The organism is Dickeya oryzae (genome assembly GCF_020406815.2).
Lineage (GTDB): Bacteria > Pseudomonadota > Gammaproteobacteria > Enterobacterales > Enterobacteriaceae > Dickeya > Dickeya oryzae.
Genome location: NZ_CP162670.1, coordinates 918,492 through 943,558 on the forward strand (window position 1 = coordinate 918,492; position 25,067 = coordinate 943,558).

The 25,067-nt window shown below is 53.8% G+C and carries 21 protein-coding genes; 13 read left to right on the top strand and 8 right to left on the bottom strand.

Going from position 1 to position 25,067, the window contains the following annotated elements; genetic code table 11:
* Positions 1-94 precede the first annotated feature (94 nt).
* Positions 95-1,030: a dihydrodipicolinate synthase family protein gene (locus LF929_RS03885; protein WP_210174532.1), complete on the bottom strand. Its 936-nt coding sequence runs from the start codon at positions 1,028-1,030 to the stop codon at positions 95-97.
* A gap of 227 nt (positions 1,031-1,257) precedes the next feature.
* Between LF929_RS03885 and LF929_RS03890 the strand changes: the two genes are divergently transcribed.
* Positions 1,258-1,617 carry a DUF488 domain-containing protein gene (locus LF929_RS03890; protein ID WP_210174531.1) on the top strand — a complete coding sequence of 120 codons (360 nt, stop codon included), beginning with the start codon at positions 1,258-1,260 and terminating at the stop codon, positions 1,615-1,617.
* Here the strand turns inward: LF929_RS03890 and LF929_RS03895 are convergent.
* The gene (locus LF929_RS03895) at positions 1,614-2,363 is read right to left on the bottom strand and encodes a LysM-like peptidoglycan-binding domain-containing protein (protein ID WP_210174530.1); all 750 of its coding nucleotides are present in this window, start codon (positions 2,361-2,363) and stop codon (positions 1,614-1,616) included. The two genes, LF929_RS03890 and LF929_RS03895, sit on opposite strands and share 4 nt — an antisense overlap.
* A gap of 226 nt (positions 2,364-2,589) precedes the next feature.
* Between LF929_RS03895 and fklB the strand changes: the two genes are divergently transcribed.
* On the top strand, positions 2,590-3,210 hold the full coding sequence (gene fklB / locus LF929_RS03900; protein WP_019843519.1) for an FKBP-type peptidyl-prolyl cis-trans isomerase: 621 nt from the start codon (positions 2,590-2,592) through the stop codon (positions 3,208-3,210).
* A 317-nt stretch (positions 3,211-3,527) separates the two neighbouring features.
* The gene (locus LF929_RS03905; protein ID WP_016940458.1) at positions 3,528-3,896 is read left to right on the top strand and encodes a DUF2502 domain-containing protein; all 369 of its coding nucleotides are present in this window, start codon (positions 3,528-3,530) and stop codon (positions 3,894-3,896) included.
* An 86-nt stretch (positions 3,897-3,982) separates the two neighbouring features.
* Here LF929_RS03905 and ytfE read toward each other — a convergent pair whose 3' ends face one another.
* Together ytfE and LF929_RS03915 are read right to left on the bottom strand one after the other, a co-directional pair.
* Positions 3,983-4,648, bottom strand: coding sequence for an iron-sulfur cluster repair protein YtfE (gene ytfE / locus LF929_RS03910; RefSeq protein WP_038908919.1), 666 nt, complete (start codon positions 4,646-4,648; stop codon positions 3,983-3,985).
* Between the two features lie 143 nt (positions 4,649-4,791).
* Positions 4,792-6,738, bottom strand: coding sequence for a bifunctional 2',3'-cyclic-nucleotide 2'-phosphodiesterase/3'-nucleotidase (locus LF929_RS03915; protein WP_038908918.1), 1,947 nt, complete (start codon positions 6,736-6,738; stop codon positions 4,792-4,794).
* Positions 6,739-6,969: 231 nt separating this feature from the next.
* Here LF929_RS03915 and cysQ point away from each other — a divergent pair, with 231 nt between their 5' ends.
* Both cysQ and LF929_RS03925 read left to right on the top strand, forming a co-directional pair.
* Positions 6,970-7,710 (top strand): 3'(2'),5'-bisphosphate nucleotidase CysQ, encoded by a 741-nt coding sequence (gene cysQ / locus LF929_RS03920; RefSeq protein WP_038908917.1) that lies wholly within the window; start codon positions 6,970-6,972, stop codon positions 7,708-7,710.
* 423 nt (positions 7,711-8,133) lie between these two features.
* A complete protein-coding gene (locus LF929_RS03925) occupies positions 8,134-8,340 on the top strand; it encodes a DUF1107 domain-containing protein (RefSeq protein ID WP_012885999.1) in 207 nt (68 codons plus the stop codon).
* Positions 8,341-8,418: 78 nt separating this feature from the next.
* On the opposite strand, the gene LF929_RS03930 is transcribed toward LF929_RS03925, so the two are convergent.
* Both LF929_RS03930 and msrA read right to left on the bottom strand, forming a co-directional pair.
* Positions 8,419-9,735: a hemolysin family protein gene (locus tag LF929_RS03930; protein WP_038905509.1), complete on the bottom strand. Its 1,317-nt coding sequence runs from the start codon at positions 9,733-9,735 to the stop codon at positions 8,419-8,421.
* A 138-nt stretch (positions 9,736-9,873) separates the two neighbouring features.
* Positions 9,874-10,512: a peptide-methionine (S)-S-oxide reductase MsrA gene (gene msrA / locus LF929_RS03935; protein ID WP_226092530.1), complete on the bottom strand. Its 639-nt coding sequence runs from the start codon at positions 10,510-10,512 to the stop codon at positions 9,874-9,876.
* 757 nt (positions 10,513-11,269) lie between these two features.
* Here msrA and LF929_RS03940 point away from each other — a divergent pair.
* From LF929_RS03940 to LF929_RS03970, 7 genes are all read left to right on the top strand, one after another.
* Positions 11,270-12,967: an autotransporter assembly complex family protein gene (locus tag LF929_RS03940; protein WP_210174675.1), complete on the top strand. Its 1,698-nt coding sequence runs from the start codon at positions 11,270-11,272 to the stop codon at positions 12,965-12,967.
* Entirely contained in the window at positions 12,964-16,719 is a 3,756-nt protein-coding gene (locus tag LF929_RS03945; RefSeq protein WP_210174527.1) for a translocation/assembly module TamB domain-containing protein, read from the top strand. Before LF929_RS03940 ends, LF929_RS03945 begins: the two co-directional genes overlap by 4 nt.
* Before the next feature lie 2 nt (positions 16,720-16,721).
* Positions 16,722-17,069, top strand: coding sequence for a gamma-glutamylcyclotransferase (locus tag LF929_RS03950; RefSeq protein ID WP_012885994.1), 348 nt, complete (start codon positions 16,722-16,724; stop codon positions 17,067-17,069).
* A 499-nt stretch (positions 17,070-17,568) separates the two neighbouring features.
* Positions 17,569-18,600, top strand: coding sequence for an aminotransferase class I/II-fold pyridoxal phosphate-dependent enzyme (locus LF929_RS03955; RefSeq protein WP_210174526.1), 1,032 nt, complete (start codon positions 17,569-17,571; stop codon positions 18,598-18,600).
* A gap of 161 nt (positions 18,601-18,761) precedes the next feature.
* Positions 18,762-19,823, top strand: a complete 1,062-nt coding sequence (locus LF929_RS03960) for a cupin domain-containing protein (protein ID WP_038906454.1) — start codon at positions 18,762-18,764, stop codon at positions 19,821-19,823.
* Positions 19,820-21,316 carry a phenylalanine--tRNA ligase subunit alpha gene (locus tag LF929_RS03965; RefSeq protein WP_210174525.1) on the top strand — a complete coding sequence of 499 codons (1,497 nt, stop codon included), beginning with the start codon at positions 19,820-19,822 and terminating at the stop codon, positions 21,314-21,316. The genes LF929_RS03960 and LF929_RS03965 overlap by 4 nt, the downstream gene beginning before the upstream one ends.
* Positions 21,313-21,735: a nuclear transport factor 2 family protein gene (locus LF929_RS03970; RefSeq protein ID WP_038905500.1), complete on the top strand. Its 423-nt coding sequence runs from the start codon at positions 21,313-21,315 to the stop codon at positions 21,733-21,735. The genes LF929_RS03965 and LF929_RS03970 overlap by 4 nt, the downstream gene beginning before the upstream one ends.
* Before the next feature lie 148 nt (positions 21,736-21,883).
* On the opposite strand, the gene ppa is transcribed toward LF929_RS03970, so the two are convergent.
* Positions 21,884-22,414, bottom strand: a complete 531-nt coding sequence (gene ppa / locus LF929_RS03975) for an inorganic diphosphatase (RefSeq protein ID WP_012885989.1) — start codon at positions 22,412-22,414, stop codon at positions 21,884-21,886.
* Between the two features lie 320 nt (positions 22,415-22,734).
* On the opposite strand from ppa, the gene LF929_RS03980 reads away from it, so the two are divergent.
* Positions 22,735-24,321, top strand: a complete 1,587-nt coding sequence (locus tag LF929_RS03980) for a methyl-accepting chemotaxis protein (RefSeq protein ID WP_038908912.1) — start codon at positions 22,735-22,737, stop codon at positions 24,319-24,321.
* A gap of 95 nt (positions 24,322-24,416) precedes the next feature.
* Here the strand turns inward: LF929_RS03980 and plsY are convergent, their stop codons facing one another.
* The gene (gene plsY / locus LF929_RS03985) at positions 24,417-25,058 is read right to left on the bottom strand and encodes a glycerol-3-phosphate 1-O-acyltransferase PlsY (protein WP_038908911.1); all 642 of its coding nucleotides are present in this window, start codon (positions 25,056-25,058) and stop codon (positions 24,417-24,419) included.
* Positions 25,059-25,067: the final 9 nt, after the last annotated feature.

Genomic DNA, 25,067 nt, shown 5'->3' on the forward strand with positions numbered 1-25,067 from the left:
GTCAGAATGGCAGGGTGCCCGTACCCTGTTCAAGCGGGCACCCTGATAGTTGAGCTGATAATTGAGCTGATAGTAGAGATGAGCGTCGAACGCATCAGCCAACGCGAGGAAGCTCCGCCATGCGGACTGCCGTCATGATTTCGTCTGCAGCCCCTGCCTCCAACGGCATTAACGGGGAACGCACTGTCGCATGATCCAGGATCCCTCTTGCGACCAGCGCATGCTTCAATGCCACTGTGCCTTCCATGTGAGAACCACGGTGGTACACGCTTTTCGTCACCGGCAGCAGGCGATCGTGGATGGCGCGTGCAGCAGCATAATCTTTCGCCTTACCCGCTTTAATCATTTCAACCAGCAGTTCGGGAGCAATGTTGCCATAACCGACCAGGAAGCCATCCACATCGAATACGGTTGATAGCAGGTATTCATCGTGGCAACTCAGGATCTGCAAGTCAGGGCGTTCGCGGCGGATGACAGGAATTTCAGTGTCCCAGCGGCGCATGTTTCTCACCCCATTTTTCATGGCGAATACGCCGGGTTGTGCCGCGATATCCAGCATCGTTTCCAGGTTGTAAGTACATTTGGTCGCATCGGGATACTGGAACAGAATGAGCGGCAGACCACTTTCTTCATACACATGGCGGTATTTATCCTGCGGTGCGCCTTTCTGATAACCGAAACGCAGCCAACCGTGGGACGGGTACAGCAACCCTGCCGATGCACCGGCTTTGATGGCGCGTTTGGCTTCTTCTGCCGCGACAGCGGTCCCTTCCAGCGTGATGCCAGCGATAATCGGAATCGCGCCGTTTACTGATTCGGCAAAGGCTTCAATCACTTTCATTTGCTCGTCTTGCGACAGGAAGGTGCCTTCCCCGGCATGCCCTAACACGGTGAGGCTTTTCACACCGTCGATGCTAGCCAGCCAACTGCCTAGTTTTTTACAAGCCGCATAGTCGACGGCCCCTTCACGGGTGAACGGGGTGATTGGCGCTGGGTTAAGACCACGTAAATCGATATTGATGTTTTTCATAACGTCCTCTTTTTTTCTATAGGGTACTGTCGAGTGTAATTTATTAAAAAAACGTTTGCGGGAACGTTTGCAGTTTTTATCAAAGCGACCGATCCTGTCAAGAGAGATTTGCGAGAAATTGGATCTATTCAGCAGAGGATCATCCGTTAATGGTGGATAGGCACGACGTGACGCCACCCCGCGAGTATGATCAACGGGCGGATAAATTCAGTCAGAAGGAGGGGGATATGGCCTTGATACACCTGATGCGCGTCTATGACGTACATCAGCCGATGGAACCGGCGGCATTTCTGGTGGATAGGCTATGGCCGCGCGGTGTGGCGAAAATTCGTCTGGCTGGCGTTGTCTGGCTTAAAGATGTGGCACCCAGTCATGAATTGCGCCGCTGGTATCATGCCAACCCGGTCGAGTGGGATGCTTTCGTTGGGCTGTACCGCGCGGAACTCCGTCAGCATAGCGCGTGGCAACCGTTGATCACGCGGTTACGTCAAAACGGGCCGATAACACTGCTGTATGGCAGCCGGGATACGCAGCGAAATCATGCCATGGTTTTGCGTGATTTTCTGGTTGAGCAAGTGGACGCTTAGCGAACGCGGATAAAAGAGCCGTCTTGCTGCCGGGTGAACTGGATTTGCTGACCATCCGGGGTGTCGATTTCAAGCTGGCTTACCATCCCCTGCGTATTGAGTTGCAGGCGAATATTCTGCCCGGCCCGTAAGTTGCTGAGTGGCTTGTTCTGGCCCTCTACTTGCGCCATAGCAAACACATCGTTGACGGGCAGGTTATTGTCACGAAATAGCTGAGCCAGTGTCTGACCGGAGGCGATTTGGTAGGACTGCCAGTGGGCACCAGATGTCGCCGGGCGCGACGTCTGGTTGGTGGTGGCAGTGGCGTTAGCGTTAGGGTCCACCAGTTGCGCCTGTATCGGCGCACTCTGCGAGCTGAGTGGCACCTCCACCTGACGGAACGGCGCGGGTGCTGAGGGCGGGGTCGGCCACAGCAGTACCAGTAACAGCAAGCACAACAGAATCAGAATACAACGGCGGTGAAAATAGGGCAGCGGTTCCATCCAGCTGAAATCATCCGGCAGGTGCCACACTGTCCGCAGCCAGGATGAACGTCTGCGATGCGGGTGGCGTGGAGCAGGATCCGGGGAAACCTCGGGTGCTTCCTCTGCACGTTCTTCCGGTTCATCTGGCATCGCCTTGTGTTGACGTTGTTGGGCCAGCCAGTTCAGGCAGGACTGCCATAACGTCAGGGGATTCCAGGTTGATTGCTCTTTCCGGGATTGATCTCTCCTGGATTGTTTTCTCCTGGGCGCGATTCTGCCCATGGTGACCTCTCTTAGAACCGTATAAAGGTAAAAACAGCCTAATTATATCGGTAATTGGTGACAGATAACCAGTTAAGGCCGCCGTCATTGGAAACTGATGCCGTAAACATGAACGGTTTGACGCAAGGTCGAGCGACGGCGAAACAAGATAACGACAGAACGTTTTACCCTCAATCGACTCACTGCTATGCTGCACTTTCATATTTTTTAGATTAAAGGAACATTCATGACAACGCCTTCTTATGACAGCGTCGAAGCGCAGGCAAGCTACGGCATTGGCCTGCAGATTGGTCAACAACTGCAGGAATCCGGTCTGGAGGGGTTGATCCCCGATGCGCTGCTGGCAGGGCTGTGCGATGCGCTGGAAGGTAAAGCGCCTGCGGTGCCGGTTGATGTGGTACATCGCGCGTTGCGTGAAGTGCATGAGCGGGCAGATGCGGTGCGTCGTGAACGTCAGCGTGAACTGGCGGCTGAAGGCCAGCGTTTTCTGGATGCCAACGCCGCTAAAGAAGGGGTGAGCAGCACCGAATCCGGTTTGCAGTTCCGTGTCCTGACTCAAGGCGACGGCGCGATTCCGGCCCGTCAGGATCGCGTGCGGGTGCACTACACCGGTCGCCTGGTTGACGGCACCGTGTTCGACAGCTCGGTACAGCGCGGTCAGCCAGCTGAATTCCCGGTTAGCGGCGTGATCCCAGGTTGGATCGAAGCGCTGACATTGATGCCGGTTGGTTCTAAGTGGGAACTCTATATCCCTCAGAATCTGGCGTATGGCGAACGTGGCGCGGGTGCGTCCATTCCTCCGTTCAGTACCCTGATTTTTGAAGTGGAACTGCTGGAAATCCTGTAAGTGTTTTCTCTGCCGGGGACGTCGTGACCCGGCAGAACTCCTCTCGCAAGCGTTCGCTGTGAATGACGCCACCTCAGCGCTTTTTAGCCACCCATGACTCATGCCGGTATGCCAATACCCTATGGTGTAACTGATAGATACACCTGGTAAAGGTGGGCTGACGATTCTTTTTTTATACTGGTCTGCAGTCAACGGTGCCAGACCTGAATTGCTTTCCTGAAGTTATTATTATTTAGCCATTTTCTGATAGCGACTGAAGGTAGCGCGCCGTATAAGTGACTCATCCGCCGCGTTGCGGTGAATCAGAGGTTAACAATATGATTAAGCCACTTTTACTGGGTGCCATCGTGACAGGCTTATTGCTGTCGGCAATGCCTGCCGCACAGGCTGACAGCTTGAGTCTGTCGCTGCCGGGTGTGTCTTTGCACATCGGCGATCGTGATACTCGTGGCTATTACTGGGACGGTAATCGGTGGTGTGACCCGGATAGCTGGTACGCCCGTCGCCACCACCATGCCCGCCAGGTTTATTACGAATATTACGACTATGCACCGCCCCCGCCGCCACGCCGAGTTGTGGTGGTCGAAGCACCGCCTCCGCCGCCGGTTTATGTCGTTCCTGCCGGGCCGCGTGGTCCAGGATGGGGATGGGGCCCCGGCCCTCATCACGGTGGCCCGCGCTGGTAAACCGTGATTGATAGCGACCCTAAAATAAAAAACCGTGCTCTGACAGAGCACGGTTTTTTTAGCGGCACCATGGCGGGTAACGGCGGTTATTCGCCCTTCAGCGCCCGTGGAAACAACTGATTGTTTTCCAAATGGATATGTTCCATCAGGTCGTCGATAAATTCATTGATACCGGTGTATAGCGCACGCCAGGTAGTACAAGCGCCGACCGGCGGGGTCACGTTGTTGGTGAGGGTTTTGACCACTTCCAGCTGTTGACCGGCGTCGTCGTGCTCATGTTCCATGACGGAAATCGGCCCAGTGGCCTGGGCACCCATACCGGACTGGATCATCGGGAACAGGATCCGCTCTTCTTTCATCATATGCTGTGCCAGATCGTCGTGAATCAGCGTCAGTTGAGCCGTCAGCCCAATCGGGCAACCTGGCTTGTCGTGGTGTACGCGTTCGACTTTCTCTGCCATCCGAATCAGTTCCGGCAACTGCGCACGGTGACGATCGTGGAAACGGCTGATGATGTGCACAATCATTTCGCCAAGAGAGGCCTGTTGCCAGTCTTTTTCCGTGGATGGCTGTGTTGACAGGTCGGCCAGACGCGATTCGAGCATATCGATATCCAGCGCCCGCTTGGTGGCAGCACGCAGCAGCGTTTGTTTGCCGCCGCAACAAAAATCGAGATTGAATTCACGGAACAGTGCGGTAGCGCGAGGGATGGTAATGGCCAGCTCGCCTAATGATTGATCGCGGTAGTGCATGGTGGGTACCCTCAGAACGGTGTTATTTATAAAATGTATTTTAAATGCATCTTTAAAAATTAGCTATCCCTAAAAAGGATTACCGGGAGAAAGAGGGCGATGAAAACACCGCGCCTGTCGGCGCGGCGCGGTGTGGTGACGGGTTAGTGTTGTAAATCCAGACGGTACACGGCGAAGCCGATATCATCATTGCCCACCAGCGTGAGTGGGTATTGCGATTTTTCCTTAATGAATGCAGCGGCTTTTGGCGATGGAGAGGTTTCCACCCGGATATCCAGCGGTGTATCGCTGACAATCTTCGCCAGACGCCAGTTGTTGTCCGCTGATGGTTTCACCTCTCCGGATTTTTTCGTTTCAGTGCTGATGTAGGCAGCCAGTACTGCACGGTTTTCATCCGGTGACGCGAACGCGACTTGTTTTTCACCAGTACCGGCGAATTTTTCGCCATACGCGCGGTAGTTATTGGTGGCGACAAGGAACGTGGCCTGTGGGTCGATAGGTTTGCCGTTAAAGGTCAGATCCTTGATGCGGTGCGCATTACCGTTGATCAATTGGCACTCGCCGTCGTAACGGGCGGGTTGGGTGACATCTATCTGGTAGCTGACACCGTCAATCACGTCAAAATTGTAGGTGCGGAACCCTTCCCAGTTGATCAGCGATTGCGGTTCGCGTTTATGCACATCAATCTGGTTGAACTGACCGGCGGAGCATTCCAGCCATTCCCGTACCTGCTCGCCTTTGACTTTCACCACCACCAGCGTGTTGGGGTAGAGGTAAAGATCGGCGGCGTTACGGAAGGTCAACTGGCCTTTTTCGACTTCCACATAGCTGGCCGGGTCGTTTTTGCGACCGCCAGCCTTAAAGGGCGCGGCGGCAGAGAGCACCGGCAGGTCCGCCAGATCCGGGTCACCCTGAATAAAATGTTCGACGTAGGCTTTCTGCGCGTTGTTGACTATCTGTACGGTTGGGTCGTCCTGAATCAACGACAGGTAGCTGTACATGTTGTCCGAAGAGTGGCCGATAGGCTGGCTGACAAATTCACGGGTTTTTTGGTGGGCGTCCGCCAGTACGTTAACCAGTTGCGCATCCTCCGCCGCCAGTGATTTCTTCTGGGCTTTGTCGAAGATCGGGCGGGCTTCCGCTTTGCCTTCGGTCACTTTCCACTGACCACTGTCATTGTTCAAGACCAAATCGACCACCCCAAGGTGATCGCCCCACTGGCCGGGCATAACAGCAGGAACCCCATTCAGCGTGCCTTTGGTGATATCGGCACCGTGGATGCCAGCAAAATCTTTGCTCGGGAATACGGCGTGAGCGTGACCAAACATAATGGCGTCAATACCGGGAATCTGGCTTAAGTAGTAGACCGAGTTTTCCGCCATCGCTTTGTACGGCTCAGCCGACAGGCCGGAATGCGGGATGGCAATCACCACATCCGCCCCTTTTTTACGCAGCTCTGGTATCCATTTTTTCGCGGTTTCGGTGATATCCGCCACCGTGACTTTACCGCTCAGGTTGGCTTTGTCCCACACCATGATTTGTGGCGGGACAAAACCGATGTAACCAATGCGCAGTTCATGGGGGTTACCGTCACGGTCTTTCACCGTTTTCTTTTCGATCAGGTAAGGTGTAAACAGTGGTTTGCCGGTACTGGCATCCAGTACGTTGGCGTTGATATAAGGGAAGTGGGCGCCAGACAAGGCCTTGTGCAGATAGTCCAGCCCGTAGTTGAATTCGTGGTTGCCGATATTGCCGACCGCGTAATCCAGCGTATTCATCGCCAGATAGACCGGGTGCACATCGCCTTTTTGTAATCCTTTGGCCGCAATGTAGTCACCCAGGGGGCTGCCTTGAATAATATCGCCGTTGTCCACCAGCACGCTGTTGATGGCCTGCTGGCGAGCAGCCTGAATTAAACTGGCGGTGCGGACCAGTCCGAATTTATCCGTTGGACTGTCTTTATAGTAGTCATAGTCCATCATATTGCTGTGAAGATCGGTGGTTTCCAGCACCCGTAAATCGACGGTCGCCGCCTGGGTAGCGGTAGCGATAGCCATCGCAAGCAGGCTCAGCACCAGCTTATGCTTCATAAAGGTCGCTCCTGTGACGAGGTATGAATAGGGCAACGCCGCTGGTCATTTGTCCGACGTCCTGGCGGCGAAGCCTGAATCTATATCGCAGATTTTGATGAATATAGTGTTAAATATCAGTCTGAAGTGTGAAGCATGACATATACCCGCCGTCCTGCAACGCGATTTATTAAAGGATAGAATGCCGGGGACAGACATAATAATGGCCTGTACAGATAACGAGGTGAAACGATGCTAGAACCGATCTGCCAACTGGCGCGTGAGGCGGGAGAGGCCATCATGCAGGTATATAACGGCCATCAGCCGCTCAATGTAGCGCATAAAAAAGATGATTCGCCGGTGACGGCGGCTGACCTGGCGGCGCATAAGGTGATTGCGCGTGGGCTGGCGGAACTGCACCCCACTATCCCGATGCTCTCGGAAGAGGACCCGCAGGCGTGGTCCGAACGCCAGCACTGGCAGCGTTATTGGCTGGTGGACCCGTTGGATGGGACCAAGGAGTTTCTTAACCGCAACGGTGAGTTTACCGTCAATATTGCGTTGATTGATAACGGTAAACCAGTGCTGGGGGTGGTGTATGTGCCGGTGACGGGCGTGATGTATGCCGCCGCACAGGGCAATGCCTGGAAAGAGGAACAGGGTGCGCGCCGTCCGATTCGAGTGAAAGACGCCCGGCCGCCGCTGGTGGTGGTGAGCCGTTCCCATGCCGACGCAGAGCTGGATGATTATCTGCGCCAGTTAGGTGAACACCAGACCGTTTCTATCGGTTCGTCGCTGAAGTTCTGTCTGGTCGCCGAAGGCAAAGCGCAACTGTATCCGCGGTTTGGACCGACGAATATCTGGGATACCGCCGCCGGGCATGCGGTGGCGCTGGCTGCCGGAGCACAAGTGCATGACTGGCAGGGGCGTGAGCTTTCCTATGTGCCGCGTGAGTCCTTCCTGAACCCCGGATTCCGCGTATCGCTGTTCTGAGGCATATTTTCTACTGGTCGTGATATGCCAGCCTGATCCTTCCCGCTGATATCGCAGCAGCCAACGCGCCTGCTGCGATACCTTTCTTTACGTTTTCATCTTTAACATGACGCACGACGTACTGTCGTTTTTTGGTCATATTTTCCCGGTAGATTGGCGGCCGTTAACGCGAGTGCGGTGGTATGCCCGAGTTTGCGGCATACCGCACACACGGTAATACCTTGAAGGTTTATACTGATTTAAAATTTATGGCATTAATCTATTCGGTAAAATTATGTAAATGCCATAAATAATGCTGCGGTTGCGGGAACTAACCACAGAATAGAGACACTAATCAGTAGTACATGATTGCCACGCAGGACATCTCCGGCCTGAATCAGGAACGGGGGGCGTGGTGAATAAAAACGGGAGGAGAGGAAGACGATGAGGATCTTCGAGCGTTACAATCCCCTGAAGGTCGCCAAGTATGTGAAAATCCTGTTTCGCGGAAGGCTCTACATTAACGGGATTGGCGCTTTTGAATTTGATCAGGGGCGCATCCTGCTGCCCAAGACGCAGGATAAACAGCATCTGGTGGTCATGTCTGAAGTTAACCGTCAGGTACTGAAATTGCAGGCTGAACTGGGTTGACGAACCCTCTTCTGCAACAGGAAAACGGCCCTTTGACGGGCCGTTGTTATTGGTGGCGACTGAACGGTGAAGGCTGACTTAGGCCGGGGGCGTTTCGGGGTTCACCGTCACCCTTTCTTCCAGCCGGGTGACCAGCAACTGATCAATCTTGTAGCTGTCGATATCCACCACTTCGAATTTATACCCAGAGTAACGAACAAAATCGGTACGTTTGGGGATTTTGCGTAGCGTGTACATCATGAACCCGCCGATGGTTTCGTAATTATCGGAGTGAGGGAACTCATCAATACTCAGCGCGCGCATTACGTCTTCTATCGGTGTGCCCCCCTCGATAAGCCAGGAGTTCTCGTCACGGGCGACAATTTGCTCTTCCATCCCTTGTCCAACCAGGTCGCCCATCAGCGTTGTCATCACATCGTTGAGGGTGATAATCCCTACCACTAACGCGTACTCGTTGAGGATAACGGCAAAATCTTCTCCTGCCGTTTTAAAACTTTCCAGTGCTTCTGACAGCGTCAGGGTATCCGGTACGATCAGCGCCGGACGAATCTGAACGCCGCTGGTCAGCTCCAGACTCTGGTTCCCCAACACCCGGTTCAGCAAATCTTTGGAATCCACATAACCGACAATTTGGTCGATGGTGCCGTCGCATACCAGAAACTTGGAGTGCGGCTGGTGGGCGATTTTCTCTTTGATTTGCGTTTCATCTTCGTGCAAGTCGAAATACACCACACTTTCGCGCGAGGTCATGGAGGACGGTACGGTACGGGACTCCAGTTCGAACACGTTTTCGATCAACTCATGTTCCTGTTTGCGCAGCACACCGGCCAGTGCTCCGGCTTCCACCACCGCATAGATATCATCCGGGGTGATGTCTTCTTTACGCACCATTGGCAATTTGAACAGCCGGAAAATCAGGTTTGCCAGACCGTTGAACAGCCACACCAGTGGGCGGAATACCAACAGACAGAAGCGCATGGGGTTGATGATCCGAACGGCAATCGCTTCCGGGGCAATCATACCAATGCGCTTCGGCGTCAGGTCGCCAAACAGGATGAACAGGCTGGTCACCAGCACAAACGAGCAGACAAAACTGGCGCGGGCGACCATGTCTTGCGGCAGAACGCGGGTAAACAGCATTTCGAAATACGGGGAGAACGCCGCGTCGCCGATGATACCGGCGAGGATAGCAACCGCATTGAGGCCTATCTGAATCACGGTGAAGAAGATACCCGGCGTTTCCTGGAATTTCAGTACCAGCACGGCATTAAGGTCTCCTTCGTCGGCCATCAGCTTCAGTTTGATTTTGCGCGAAGCGGCCAGCGATATTTCCGATAGGGAAAAAAACGCACTAATGGCGATAAGACATAAAATAATTAACAGACTGTTTAACATAGTTTTTTCGCACAGTCGTCGCGGACGGCGAACCTCTGAAAGGGAATCACATTATGGGTGCTGTGGCACCGCAAAAAGGACCGGAAACCGGTCCTGTGGATGCACAGTATAACAGGTGCGATGAAATCGTCGCCAGCCTTAGCCTTGCGGCGGTAAACACACGCCAATGCCGCCCAGTCCGCAGTAGCCGTGCGGATTTTTGTGCAGGTATTGCTGGTGCTCATCTTCAGCGTAGTAAAACGGCCCGGCAGGTTGAATTTCGGTGGTAATGGCACGGTTGTCGCCTGCCTCGCGCATGGCTTGCTGAAAGCGCTGGTAACTGGCTTTGGCGGCGGCGTCCTGCTCTGGCGTTAACGTATAGATAGCGGAACGGTATTGCGTGCCGATGTCGTTGCCCTGACGCATCCCTTGCGCGGGATTGTGGTTTTCCCAAAACAGCTGCAACAACTGGGTGTAACTCACCTCTGCCGGGTCAAACACTACCCGTACCGCTTCGGCATGGCCCGTTTTACCGGTGCACACTTCCCGATACGTCGGGTTGGGGGTATAACCGCCGCAATACCCTGACGCGGTGCTGTAAACCCCCGGCTGTTGCCAGAACAGGCGCTCTACGCCCCAGAAACAGCCCATCGCGAAAATCGCCACCTCCATGTGGTCCGGAACGTGGGTCATGGAGTGCTGGTTGACCACGTTCAGGCGGGCGACCGGCATCGGCGTCGTGCGGCCTGGCAGGGCATCTGACTTGTCGATCAACTGGGTCTTGTCAAAATTCACTATCACGTTTGGCTCCTGATTATCACCCTGTATTTCGTCATTTTCAGAGCATAACCGAGTTAATGCGCTCTGTCTTTATGGCGAAATAGCATAGGTATACCCGTCATACTTCAAGTTGCAGGTGTGTTGGCTGCGTTACTCGGCCCACTTCATGGGCCTCGCCCTTCGGGCCGCTGCAAGCAGCGTTCAAATCGGCGTATGCCGATTTGTCGTTCACCCGAATCACTTACCTGAGTAAGCTCATCGGGATGAAATGAGAGACATCCTGTCTCTCACCAGAGGCCAGCCGTTGGCTGGTCAAATTCGTTCCCGACGAATTTGTCACTCACTTGCCGCGTTACAAGGCTCTAACGAGCCTTGCCCTAAAGGGCCAACGCATCGCGTTGTTCAACACGCGAGCGTGTTGTCCTGCAACTCGAATTATTTGGGGTATATATGACAACGGTGCGGGTATCGACAGCGAGTATGTCGTTGAGGCGGTGGCCTCTGACCTGAAGTGTACGCATTGTCGGGCTATCGTGCCGGGTGTGGGCGACTTTCAGGTTCATGGCGTTGTCGGCATGGCGACGACTATCTATAGTTAACCATGGTAACTAATCCTATCGTTACCGATATACCTGTTTGTTGTTGTTAAGAAAATACGTCGATTCTACCGACGCTACTGGGAAGTGATGTGACAATTTTTATCAGGACAAAAAATAGATTTTGCCGCCGTAGCGCCGTGTTCTGCCGGGTGTTAAGCATAGTTTGCCTGCTGCTGATGGCGATGTCGGCATGGGCTGCATCGAATGTACGTCTTCAACTTACCGGGCTGGACGGGGAGTTGCAGAAGAATGTGCGGGCACGCCTTTCTACCATCACCCCGGATGAAGTTAATGCTGATGGGCGTTTCCGTGCCCGGGTTGATGAAGCTATCCGCAAGGGCCTTCGTGCTTTGGGGTACTACGACCCGGATATCCGCTTTGAATTTATTCCGGCGCAGGGGCGTGGCCGCCCGGTGTTGAAGGTCACGGTGACACCGGGAGAGCCGGTCAACATCGCCGGTTCCAGCATCGCTATTCGCGGTGGTGCACAACAGGATGAGGATTATCAAAAACTGGTGCAGCAACGTCGGCCAGCGGTTGGTAGTCCGCTCAATCACGGTAATTACGATGCGTTTAAAGACGAACTCAATACGTTGTCGATGCGTAAGGGCTATTTCGACGGTCATTTCACTAAAAGCCAGTTAAGGGTGATGCCCTCTACCCATCAGGCCTGGTGGGACATCGATTATGACAGCGGCCCCCGTTATCGCTTTGGTAAGGTGAACTTTCGTGGCTCTCAGATTCAGCAGGCGTATTTGCACAATCTGGTGCCCTTTCGTGAGGGCGATGCTTACTCGGTGGAGCAACTGGGGGAGTTTAACCGGCGCTTGTCTGCCACCGGTTGGTTTAACTCTGCGGTAGTGTCACCAGATTTTGAACACGGTCGCCAGAGTAAAGTCCTGCCGCTAGAAGCGGTGGTGACGCCGCGTACCCGTAATAATGTGGAAACCGGGGTAGGGTATGCCACCGATGTCGGGCCACGGCTGAAAACAACCTGGAAAAGACCCTGGGTTAACGATTACGGTCACAGTCTGGAAAGCAGTCTGAGCGTATCTGCGCCGGAACAGCAACTGGATTTCAGCTACAAGATGCCCCTGCTGAAAAGCCCGCTGGAGCAGTACTATTTGGCGCAGGGGGGCTTCAAGCGCGAAGATCTCAACGATACCCAGTCTGACTCGACGACATTCAATCTGGCGCGTTACTGGGAGCTATCCAGCGGCTGGCAGCGTGCCGTGAATATGCGCTGGACGTTGGATCACTTTACTCAGGCCAACGTCACCAATACCACCATGCTGCTTTACCCCGGCGTCAGTTTCAACCGTACCCGACAGCGAGGTGGGCTTATGCCCGACTGGGGGGATACCCAGCGTTACTCGGTGGATGTCTCCAACACCTTGTGGGGGTCGGATATTGATTTTGCGGTATTTCAGGCACAGAACGTCTGGATCCGAACGCTGGCGGAAAAACACCGTTTTGTGACCCGCGCCAATCTGGGCTGGATCGAAACCGGGAGCTTCTCGCGTGTTCCCCCTTCGTTGCGCTTCTTTGCGGGTGGCGATCGCAGCATTCGCGGTTATAAGTACAAATCCATTTCTCCGCGCGACAGTGACGGCAAGCTCACCGGTGCCTCGAAGTTGGCAACAGGATCACTGGAGTACCAGTACAACGTCACGGGAAAATGGTGGGGAGCCGTTTTCATAGACAGTGGCGAAGCCGTCAACGATCTGACTCGCACCAACCTTAAAACAGGCGCAGGTATTGGTGTGCGCTGGGCTTCGCCGGTCGGGCCAGTCAAGCTGGATATCGCCCGGCCGATTGGCGACAACGATAAACGTGGATTGCAGTTTTATATCGGGCTGGGACCGGAATTATGAGCAGGATGAAAAAAGCCGGAATTGGCCTGACGGTGGGTGTGCTGGCGTTATTGCTGGTGGTGATACTGCTGGTGACCACCACGCCAGGGTTACATATGTTGCTTGGCGCGGCTACGCGTTGGGTGCCGGGGCTGGAAATGGGGACTGTCGAGGGCGGGTGGCGGAATTTGACGCTCAATGGCATACGCTACCAGTCACCCGGTGTCAGCGTGCAGGCGGAGCGACTGCATGTGTCGTTAACACCGGGATGCCTGTGGCGCAGTCAACTGTGTCTGGATGACCTGTCGTTGCGGGGGCTGACGGTCGCTATCGATACTCAGGCATTGCCCCCAGTCGACGCTGAGCCACCAGCACACGCCGCACCGGTAACCGAAATACGTGCGCCGGTTTCGATGGCACTGAATCACATCAGCCTGACCGATAGTCGCATTCTGGTTGATGGTACCGATGTGTCACTGAACTCGTTGCAAACGGCGCTGAACTGGCAGGGGCGTTCACTGACGTTGTTGCCGACACAGGTATCAGGCCTCATTGTCTCGCTGCCTGCCACCGCGAAAGCGCCGTCTACACCGCCAGTGACGGCGGTTAAGCCGCCGCCGTTGGGCGAAACGCTGCATGCATTGTTTGCCGCACCGCTACTGCCTGCGATGCCTGAGTTTACCTTGCCGTTAGATCTCACCATTGCCGATTTGCAGGGGGAGTCATGGCAGCTTGTAGGGAGCCAGCCGGTAGCTATTTCACGCGTCCAACTGCAGGCGGCTACCCGACAGCAGACGCTGACGTTGCAGCAACTCACGGTGCAATCGCCGCAGGGCGCACTGTACGCGCATGGTAATGCGACCTTATCGGGCGACTGGCCGGTCACGCTCAACCTCAACGGTATACTCAATAGCGACCTGCTCAAAGGGGAACGCATACGGCTGACTGCTGACGGTAGCCTGCGCCAGCAGTTGCGGCTGGCGATAAACCTGTCTGGTCCGCAGCGGGCGCAGGTCGATATTCAGACTGCGTTGGCTGAACCCGGCCTGCCGCTGAATCTGAGCGTGCGTACACCGCAACTGCGTTGGCCGATAACCGGTGATGCGCTTTACCAGTTCAATCAGGTACAAGTGAATGTCAGCGGAAAAGTGACGGATTATTCATTGTCGCTACGCGGGGATATCCGTGGCAGTGGACTGCCGCCCGGTACCCTGACGCTCGACGGTCAGGGCAGTGAACAACGGTTCTCGCTGGCACGACTACGGCTGGCGGCGTTGCAGGGAACGGCGGACATAACCGGTCAACTGGACTGGCGTGATGCGATAACCTGGAACGGTAATCTGGCGCTCACAGGCATCAATACCGCGCAGCAATGGCCAGAGTGGCCAGCACGGCTGGACGGTGTATTCACCATTAATGGCAGTCTGGCGGGGGAGTCATGGCGGTTTGATGTACCGCAGTTGGCGCTGGATGGGCAAATCAGGCAGAACAAACTGAGTGCCAAAGGGGCATTGAGTGGTAATGCCGACGGTCAGTGGTCGATTCCGGGGGTGACGCTCTCGCTGGGGCGTAACCAACTGACGTTCCAGGGGGAATTGAACGACCAGTGGCGATTGAACGGTGACATTAATGCGCCGTCACTCAATGGAATACTGCCCGGTTTGGGCGGGCAGATAACCGGGAAGCTGCGGCTGGAGGGCAAACGTGAGGCACCACAGTTGCAGACAGATATTTCCGCCACCGCGTTGCGCTGGCAGGAACTGAGCCTCGGTAAACTAACACTCAAGGGTGACGTGCAATCGGATAAACAGGTACAGGGCACACTGACGTTACAGGTGCAGCAACTGACGCAGGGGGATGTGCGGCTGGCGTCGCTGAATGTCCGGGCGACCGGTGATGAGAATCAGCACCAGCTACGCGTCACCCTGAACGGCGAGCCGGTAGGCGGCCAGCTGTTATTGAGCGGCCACTTCGACCGTGCACAGCAGCGCTGGCAGGGAGAACTGAGTGATACACGGTTTGATACCCCGGTTGGTGAATGGCGGCTGGCACCGTCGATGTCTCTGGTCTATCAGGTTGCGGCGCAGACCGTCACGATAGGAACGCATTGCTGGCGTAACCCTAATGCTGAATTGTGTGTACCTCAGCCGATTGAAGCGGGAGCCAGCGGCAAGGCAAGCGTGACGCTTAACCGGTTTAATCTGGCGATGCTGGCACCTTTTATCGGCCAGCAGACGGCGGTGAGTGGTACGGTGAACGGCAATGCGCAAGTCAGTTGGCAGGCCAACGGTGGTTTGCCACAAGCCCGTGTCACGCTGGTGGGCCAGGGTGTCACCGTCCGCCAGCAGGTTGAAGGCGGTACGCTGCCGATAGCGTTTGACACGCTGACCCTAGATGCCGGATTAGAGCACGGGCAGGCGCGACTGGCATGGCTGATGGGCATTCAGGGCAACGGGCGTTTTCGAGGGGAGGTGACTATTACGGATCCACAGCATCGCCGTAATCTGAGTGGTACGGTGACGCTGAATGCGTTGTCACTTGACCTGCTGCGACCAATGCTACGCCAAAATGAGAAAGCCGCCGGTGTCGTCAATGCGAATCTGCGCTTGGGGGGTGACCTGCAACGTCCACAGGTGTTCGGGCAACTCACGCTGGATAACCTTGATGTGGACGGTAACTGGATGCCCGTTGATTTAACCAGCGGGCGGTTAGCGTTGGTGTTCAACGGTATGTCCTCGACATTGCAAGGAGTGTTTCGTACCACAAAGGGGCAAATAACCCTGGCGGGGAATGCCGACTGGTCGGTATTCGATGCCTGGCGAGCGCGGATTGCCGTGAACGGTGATCGTATGCGGGTGACGGTGCCACCGATGGCGCGGCTGGATGTGTCGCCGGATATCGTGTTCGAGGCGACGCCACAGCTACTGTCGCTAAACGGTACGGTGACGATCCCCTGGGCGCGAATTGTGGTGCACGATATGCCCGCCAGTGCGGTGGATGTCTCGTCGGATGAAGTGATTCTGGATGCGCGACGTCAGCCGGTCACCACCGTGGCCCGCGGGATTCCGATCGCCAGCAACCTGATTGTACGGGTGGGCGATGATGTCTGGCTGGATGCTTATGGGTTACGAGCCCGTCTTCATGGTGATTTGAAAGTCTCGCAGGATGAACAAGGGTTGGGGCTGAACGGGCAGATTTCGATGCAGGAAGGGCGCTTCAAGGCCTATGGGCAGGATTTGCAAGTGCGTAAAGGGCTATTGCTGTTTTCCGGGCCGCCGACGCTGCCGGTGTTAAATATCGAGGCTATTCGCAACCCGGATAATACCGCAGACAGCGTGACGGTCGGCGTTCGGGTCACCGGTACCGCCAGTGCACCTAAGTTGGATGTGTTTTCGGAACCGACATTATCGCAGGAGGAAGCGTTGTCTTATCTGCTGCGCGGTCAGGGTTTGAACAGTAGTGGCGCGGATAGTTCGATGATGACATCAGCCCTTATTGGTTTAGGGGTTGCACAAAGTGGTCAAGTTGTGGGTAAAATCGGCGAGGCCTTTGGCGTAAGCAATTTAGCTCTGGATACACAGGGAGTTGGCGACAAATCGCAGGTTGTTGTCAGCGGTTACGTCCTTCCGGGCCTGCAGGTCAAATATGGTGTCGGCCTGTTCGATTCATTGGCAACGTTAACCTTACGTTACCGTTTAATGCCAAAACTATATCTGGAAGCGGTGTCTGGTGTGAATCAGGCACTCGATGTGCTCTATCAGTTTGAGTTTTAGCAATGCGAATTATTGTCTACGGCAGTTTACGGCGCAAACAGGGAAACAGTCATTGGATGACCAACGCTCAGTGGTTAGGGGATCACCAGCTCGAAGGGTATGAGTTATACGATCTGGGACACTATCCGGCGGCGGTTGCAGGCGAAGGAGAGATTTACTGCGAAGTGTACCGCATCAGTTCGTCTATTCTGACCGAACTGGATGAACTGAAGCGGGGAGGCGGAGCTTACCAGCGTGAGTTGATTGCCACGCCTTATGGCAGCGCCTGGATTTACCTGTATCAGCGCCCGGTTACTGGCTTACGTCGTATCGTCAGCGGCGACTGGTTGAAGCGTAACGAAGAGCCATAACCTACCATCACGTCATACTCTGCATAATCCCGGTAGCGAATAACGTTAACCGGGATTATTTATTTCTATCAATAGTCACTTGCTCTTATTTATTCTTCTTTATTTGTTGTTTTGGTTTATTAATACTTTCTTTGTAAAGAAATCTTGTTGATATTTTTTAATTCTATTCTCTATTTTTGAGTGAAATTTTTGTTGTTCTTGTGATGTTATTTTGTTTTTTTATGACGCTTGACAGTGTGGCGATTTTGATTCAATAATAAAAATCATTAACACTAATTCACCCTTATTTGCCGTTTTGGTTAGTCGTTATTTATTTTTGTTATGTTGTTTATTGGTGGGGAAAGAAAATCTTTCGCCTTGGGATGCTATTGTTATTTATATTGAGTGATTTCTTCTGCTCGTCATATTTATTTTCTATTGCAGTGGAAGGGTTAATATGGATAAGAATAAAAGGAAAGGCATTGCACACCATTTGTAATTCACTAATACAAGGACGAAAATGGAAAAGTCACTGGTCAGGGATGTGATTAATAGTATGAAGCCTGCCTTCAGTTTTTCTTCCCGTTCAGAAGAGCGAGGCATGGTTAACCTGCGAGATAACGAAAACCCGTTTGGTGGTCAGCAAAATCGTTACCCTGCGAATGTCTATCCAACACTCGCCAGCCATTATCTTAACGCACTGGCAGAGATAGAGGGATATCAAGGTAGTCAGGAATGGCATTCGGATTGGGTGCTCATGACCCGTGGTGCCTCTGATGGTCTGGATTTAGTCTTTCGAACGTTCTTTGAACCGCGACAAGACAGTGTGATTGTCACCCCACCTAATTTCCGTTTGTTTGATGAACTGGCTACGGCCTATTCTGTTCATATTGAGCCTATCCCGCTTTTAGGTGACGAGTTTAATCACCTTGATTTGGATAGAATAAAGGAAAGTCAGGCGAAAGGTATTTTGCTATGTGACCCGAATAACCCCATCGGCAGTGGCTTGATGATGGATGAGGTTATTCACGTGCTGGAGAATTTCTCAGGGTTGGTTGTTATCGATGAAGCCTATGTAGAATATGCTGCCCGGCGTTCATTTCGTCATCTGATTCATGACTATCCGCAACTGATTGTGGTGCGCTCCTTGTCTAAAGGCATGGCGCTGGCTGGGTTGCGCCTGGGCGCGGTACTGGCCCGGCCTGAACTGATTCACGCTATGATGAAGGTTCGTCTCCCTTTTGCCCTTCCTCAGCCGGTCATTGAGCAGGCGCAAGCGGCATTATCAAATATCGCTCAATTAAAACAACAAATTTTGCTTTTCATTCAGGAGCGGGAACGGGTTGCGCTACGGTTGAAACGTATTCCTGCCATTGAAAAAGTATTTGCTCATGCTGGTTTTATTACTATCAAAGCGCCTGAATCGATGGCGGCCCAACTACTGAATGCCGGATTTGATGTATTACCCAATCCAATGGGGCTTATCGGTTATATCCGTATTTCACTGGCTGCACCTGAGATAATGGATAATCTGCTGGCTGTATTGGAGTAACCGTGAAGGTTTGAATCTATTTTACGAAATAATCTGCACTGACACTTTTTATGAAAATTTCATGATCATGAATGAAAGGCCGCATGGCTAATCTTTGTGATTTTATCGTTGTTGTCAATAAAGCGAAATATAATAACTGTCATTACAAGGAGTCGTTGGAAATGAATAAGGAACAACATGCTGTTGTAAATGTTATTGCGCGTGAGCAAATTCGTGCGATCACACATGTAGACGTTAATGGTGAAAAGCATTTGTTGGGGCAGCACCGTGATTTTCGACGCAATGACAATCTGGCTCATTTTATCCCCGAGTCAGGTCGCTTGTCATTTGCCTGGGTGCGTTTAACCGATGGTGAGACACTGGATGTCCATCAACACCCGACAAAATCCATGATTATTGTATGTAGTGGTTCTGTGCAATTAACGGGAGATGAGCCTCGTCAATTATATGAGGGGGATATTGTTTGTGTAGAACCCTTTCGCAACCACGGCTTTACCACCCGTGAGGGTGAAACCTTCCATGGTTTGTCGATTCAATTTGAAGGTAAGGGATTATATGAGGATGAACAACAGGCAAGGGTAACATTCAGCGATGCACTAAATAACCTTTATCAGGTGAACGAAACGCTGGTGGGGCGTCACCAGACCAATGCCTTGTTTCAGCTATTCTCTTCCGGCCGGTTACAGAAAGACGCGCAATTACGTCAACGTTTTGTATCAGCCTTATATGTCTGGTCACGTTATTTTCAGAAAATGGTGCTGGCTCGCCAGGCACTGTGCATCACCCCGGCTTTGCAGGAGGAGTATCAGCGTCATTTCATGGAAGAAGTGGGGCATGATGAGTTATTGCGCGTGCGTTATGAGATTAATGACGAGGTTTACGACCCAATTTTGGAAGCGGCCGGTAACTGGTTTGTCTCTCAGATGTACCAACAGGATGAAGCAGGGAAAGTGGTGGTGGTGCATCTGGTCGTCGAGTCGAGTGGTCACGTATTTGGCCTCGCCACCTCTGAAATATTCCATAAGCCCGAGGTTGAAGGCGATTATTTTGATGTGCATGCCGAAGCGGATGATGACCATCGGTCTATCGGTCAGGCTTACCTCCACAGCCTGCCAGCTGAAAAAATACAATCACTGCTGCCGTTGTGCCGTCAGGCCTGGGACATGATGGATTTGGTACATGAGCGTATCGCCGCCTGGACATTGCAGGGCGCTTCATCATGACATCCTGTAGCCAACCTCCGCGAGGTTCATTGCATCCGCTGACGTTGCTCAGGCAACAGATCGCCGGTTTTTTTCAGGCGCGTGGCTATACCCCGATGGATGGACCAGAAATTGAAGCCGAATGGTTCAATTTCGATGTGCTGAATATGGCTGACGATCATTTTGCCCGTACCCCAGACAATACTTTTTATCTGATCCAGTCAGCCGCAGAGCGGTACGGCGAGTTAACGACATCGGAACAACAGCCAGAACCACATCGGCCACGTTCCGGGTTGGTGCTGCGTGCGCATACGTCGCCAGTACAGGCGCGTACCTTGCTGACGCAATCGCCGCCGTTATATCGCTTTCATATTGGCCGTACCTATCGGCCTGATGCGCTTGATGCCACGCACAGCCCGGTCTTCAATCAACTGGAGGGGTTAGCGGTAGACCGCCATCTGACGATGGATAACCTCAAGCAATTGCTGGATGAACTGGCGCATTCGCTGTTTGGGCAAGGGGTGGTGACGCGGTTACGGCCTTATGAGTTTGCCTACGCGCAACCGGCAGCCGAAATCGACATTCAATGCAATCAGTGCCATGGGCAGTCGGCAACGTGTCCGACTTGTCAGGGTGAAGGGTGGATTGAATGGGGAGGCTGCGGCATGGTGCATCGGGATGTGCTTATCAATTGCGGTGTCGACCCTGATGTGTTCAGCGCTTTTTCATTCGGCATTGGGGTGGAACGCACGCTGATGCTCAGGGACGGTTTGCAAGATTTGCAGCCGATCGTGAATGGCGACCTGACCTATGCCAGCAGCAGGGCGATGGACCTGGTCACGGCAGAGGCGGAAAAATCAGGCCCCAATGACATTGATAGCCAGACCGACTGGACGATGGCGACCGAGGGATGGGTACAGGTCTCGACCTTTCCGTTTACCTCTGTGCAGGCGTTGGCTTGCGTACAACCCGCTACCTTACCGGACTCGCTAGCCAATTACTGGCAACTGCGTGACCCGATAGAGGGCATTGAGCCGGTGATGCAGCCGCTCTTGTTGCCGGGGTTACTGACCCTGTGGCAGCAGCAAGGCAGCGCATTGCCGCTGCATTACGGCGGTATTTTTGAACGTGCGCGCGTGTTTTTACCTGGCCGCTTGCCTCTTGCTCCGAGTGTGGCGACCGGGCGTGTGCCGTCTGGCGAACAACTGGCACTGTTGCGCTCGGCTATCCCCCAGCAGCCATTCCATCTGGCAGCGCTGGGGCGCAGCAAAGAACAATTGTTGACGGCGATGCTGGCTGCACTGGCTGTGCGCGGCCTTGTTGTTCACTGCCGTGAAGATGACCAGGTTGCCTGGGCAACATCGCAGGCAACCACACTGGTGACCGACGCGGGCGATATTGTCGGCCACGTCGGTCAACTGGCAACGCATGTACTGACTGCATGGCAGCTCTCCGAGCCGTTGGCAGCCGGTGAAATTACGATGGATATTACGCTTCAGGAGGAAAAACAATGACACCGGATCAGATTGCTAAAACGTACCTTGACTCGCTGGAGAAGAGCGATCTTCGCGCCATTCTCGATCTATATACCCCGGATGGGGTGGTCTTTTCACCGTTGTATGGCCCGAGAAAAGCCGTTGATTTCTATACCGCGTTATTCAAAGACACCGGACGTGCGAAAATCAATCTGAAGGGGGTGACGAAAGGGTCGCAGGTGGACGGTCGGCCGCTCATTACCATCTGGTTCAAATTCAAATGGACATTGCCTTCCGGTGAGCCAGCACATTTTGAGTGTGTCGATGTGTTGGAAATGAACAGTGAAGGGTTGATTGAAAAACTGCACATCATTTACGACACCGTCACGGCCCGGCCAGCGTATGAAGCGGAGTTCGGCGTTGGCAGCTCCTGGCGGCCTGCGTTTGACGAAGAGTAATACCGGTGATGAAGGACATTATCGCTGAGGTATAAACAACAACACCGCCATCGGCGGTGTTGTGATTCAGGCGTTGCTGACTTTCTGTTTCTGACTGCCCGTCATGTGACTGTCGCAGTCAAAACACGAAAGACGTCATCACGGCGCCTTATTTGTTTTTAGCACGCTCGAAAGAAGACAGGATTTCGGCTTTCGCGGCGGCGGCATCAGCCCAGCCTTCCACTTTGACCCACTTGCCTTTTTCCAGGTCTTTGTAGTGCTCGAAGAAATGACCGATCTGGGCACGCAGCAGTTCCGGCAGGTCGTTCACGTCTTTAATGTGGTCGTACTCTTTGCTCAGCTTGGTGTGCGGTACGGCAACCACTTTGGCATCTTCGCCAGACTCGTCGGTCATTTTCAGTACGCCAACCGGACGGCAGCGGATAACCGAACCCGGCTGCAGCGGATACGGCGTCGGCACCAGCACGTCAACCGGGTCACCGTCCAGTGACAGGGTGTGGTTGATGTAGCCGTAGTTGCACGGATAGAACATGGCGGTAGACATGAAACGGTCTACGAACAGGGCGCCGGTTTCTTTGTCCACTTCGTACTTGATCGGATCGGAGTTGGCCGGGATTTCGATCACTACATAAATATCTTCCGGAAGGTCTTTACCCGCCGGTACGCTATTCAAACTCATGTCGGTTTCCTTCTTCTTCAAACCAGAATGGAGTGGCGCTCATTATAGCCAACTGATGGCGAAAGTCGTGGTTTTTTAGGGTGAGCGCACGCGGTGTATGGTGTGCCTGTCAAAATGGATTCCATATGGTGCTAATTAATGGAAATTAAATAATTAATCTAATTAAAGAACAATTAGCCGTATTCCGATAAACGTCAGTCCTGAATCGTGTCACCAGACAGGCGCTGTGGCGCATCGTCAGGTGCGCCGGGCAACGAGGCGGGATCGCTATTTCATTCTTGGTTGTTTTTTATGATGTTGAATTACAGGAGAGAGTACGGATGCTAAAGAGCATTACGGTCAGGCATGGTCTGCTGGCAGTGGGGAGTATTATGCTGGTATTGCTGGCGATCGTTGTTGGTATTGGCACCAGTGCGATTAGTCAGGGGAACCGGTCATTAGTGTCTATCGACAAAATTCAGGGCAAGGAACTCAGTGCGCTGTCGTCGAGTTATACCGCCGCGTTGCGGGCCAGAACGGCGGCGTCACAGGCCGCCAGACTCTATGAGATTGGGTTGATTGACCAGGCGCGGGATACCCTTCGGCGTGTTGAAGATTATGTCAATCAGTCGCGTCGGGAGATGGCGCGCTTTCTGGCGTATGGCACGGTGACCAAACGCGGTGCGGAACTGGCTGAACAGATCAAAGTAGCTTATGACGCGTATGACCGTCAGGGCATGACACCGTTGGTCGCCGCGTTAAAGAGCGACAATCTGGATAACTACTACTCCCTGATGCAGGATACGCTGCCAGCGCTGAGTATCAACATGGATTCAGCCATCACCGATTTCCGTAATTTTGCCTTGCAGGTGGGGGAAACCCTGTTGCTGCAGGCAGACGAGCTGGCTTATAGCCGACTGTGGACGATGGGGGTAGTCTTTGCCGTCGCGTTGTTGCTGGCTGGTGTAGCCTGGTGGGCCATCCGGCAGATTGTGTTACGTCCGCTGGACGGTGCTGTGCAGCAGCTTGAGGTTATTGCGCAGGGCGATCTGTCACACACAATTGAAGATGGCGGTAACAATGAAATCGGCCGATTGATTCGGGCGATGAAATCCATGCAGCAGTCGCTGGCTATTGCGGTGGGGCGAGTGCGTGACGCAGGTAGCCAGATTGATCTTGGCACCAGTGAACTGGCCTCTGGCAACAACCATTTAGCGGAGCGCACCGAAGAGTCGGCTGCCTCGCTAGAGGAGACGGCCGCCAGTATGGAACAGTTAGCGTCTACCGTGAAGTTGAATGCCGATAGCGCCGATCAGGCTTACCTGTTGGCACAGCAGGTCTCGGATATTGCAGGTAAAGGGCGTGAAGCCGCTGACCAGATGCTGGATAAAATGCAGATGATTTCCGCCACGGCGGCACGCGTGGCCGACATTCTGGCGATGATCGACGGTATCGCTTTTCAGACCAATATTCTGGCACTGAATGCGGCGGTAGAAGCGGCACGAGCCGGAGAGCAGGGCCGTGGTTTTGCGGTGGTGGCTGGCGAGGTACGCAATCTGGCACAACGCAGCGCCCAGTCAGCCAAAGAAATTAAAGTGCTGATGCAGGATTCGCAAGTTCAGGTCAACGAAGGGACGGATATCGCCCGTATTGCCGGGGAAACCATGAGTGAGGTGGCGTTGTCCGTATCCCAGGTGACAACGCTGATGCGTGAAATCTCTACGGCGACCCGCGAGCAAAGCAACGGTATCGAACAAGTAAACCAGGCCGTATCGCAGATGGATTCCGTTGCACAGCAGAATGCATCGCTGGTGGAAGAGTCGGCGGCAGCGACCCGATCGCTGGAAGAACAGGCGCGTGAACTGGCGGCCAGCATGGCCCAGTTCCGGCTGGAGCCACAGCCGATGGCCGCATTAGGGCGTTACTAAGCCACCGTTCATAATCCTGACAGGATCATAGTCATGACAGAAAAAGCGGCCGACTGGCCGCTTTTTTTAGATTCAGTTTTACGTTCAGGAAACCGTCAGGAGACGTCGTGCTCATCAGGTGTATCGTCCGCCGAATGGCGATTACGACGGAGCTTTTTCCAGATTTTGCCTTCCTGTCCACGCCACAGGCGCTGGATATTATCGTGATGGCGCATCAGGATAAGGCAAGAGAGCATGGCCACCGGGAAGGTAAATTGCGGCTTGAACCACCAGACATAAAACGGGGCTATCAGTGCGCTGACAATCGCACCCAACGAGGAGTAGCCGCTTAACAGCACCGTCAGTAACCAGGTACCGGTCATCAACCCCGTCAGATCCCAGCCGATAGGCGCGATGGCACCAAATGCGGTCGCGACCCCTTTGCCCCCACGAAAGTGAAAAAACACCGGGTAGATATGCCCAAGGCAGGCTGCAATCGCCGTCAGACCGAGATACAGCGGTGAACTGCCCAGCGCGTAAGCGCCCCATACCGGCAGCATCCCTTTGAGAATGTCGAAAACCAATACCGCGGCAGCAGCAGCCTTACCACCGATGCGCAGTACGTTGGTGGCACCGGGATTGCCTGAGCCGTGTTCGCGCGGATCGGGCAACCCGGCAATACGACAAATCAGGATCGCACTGGAGATCGAGCCACACAGATACGCGACGAGAATCATTCCGGGCGCGATAACACTCATAAACGGCTT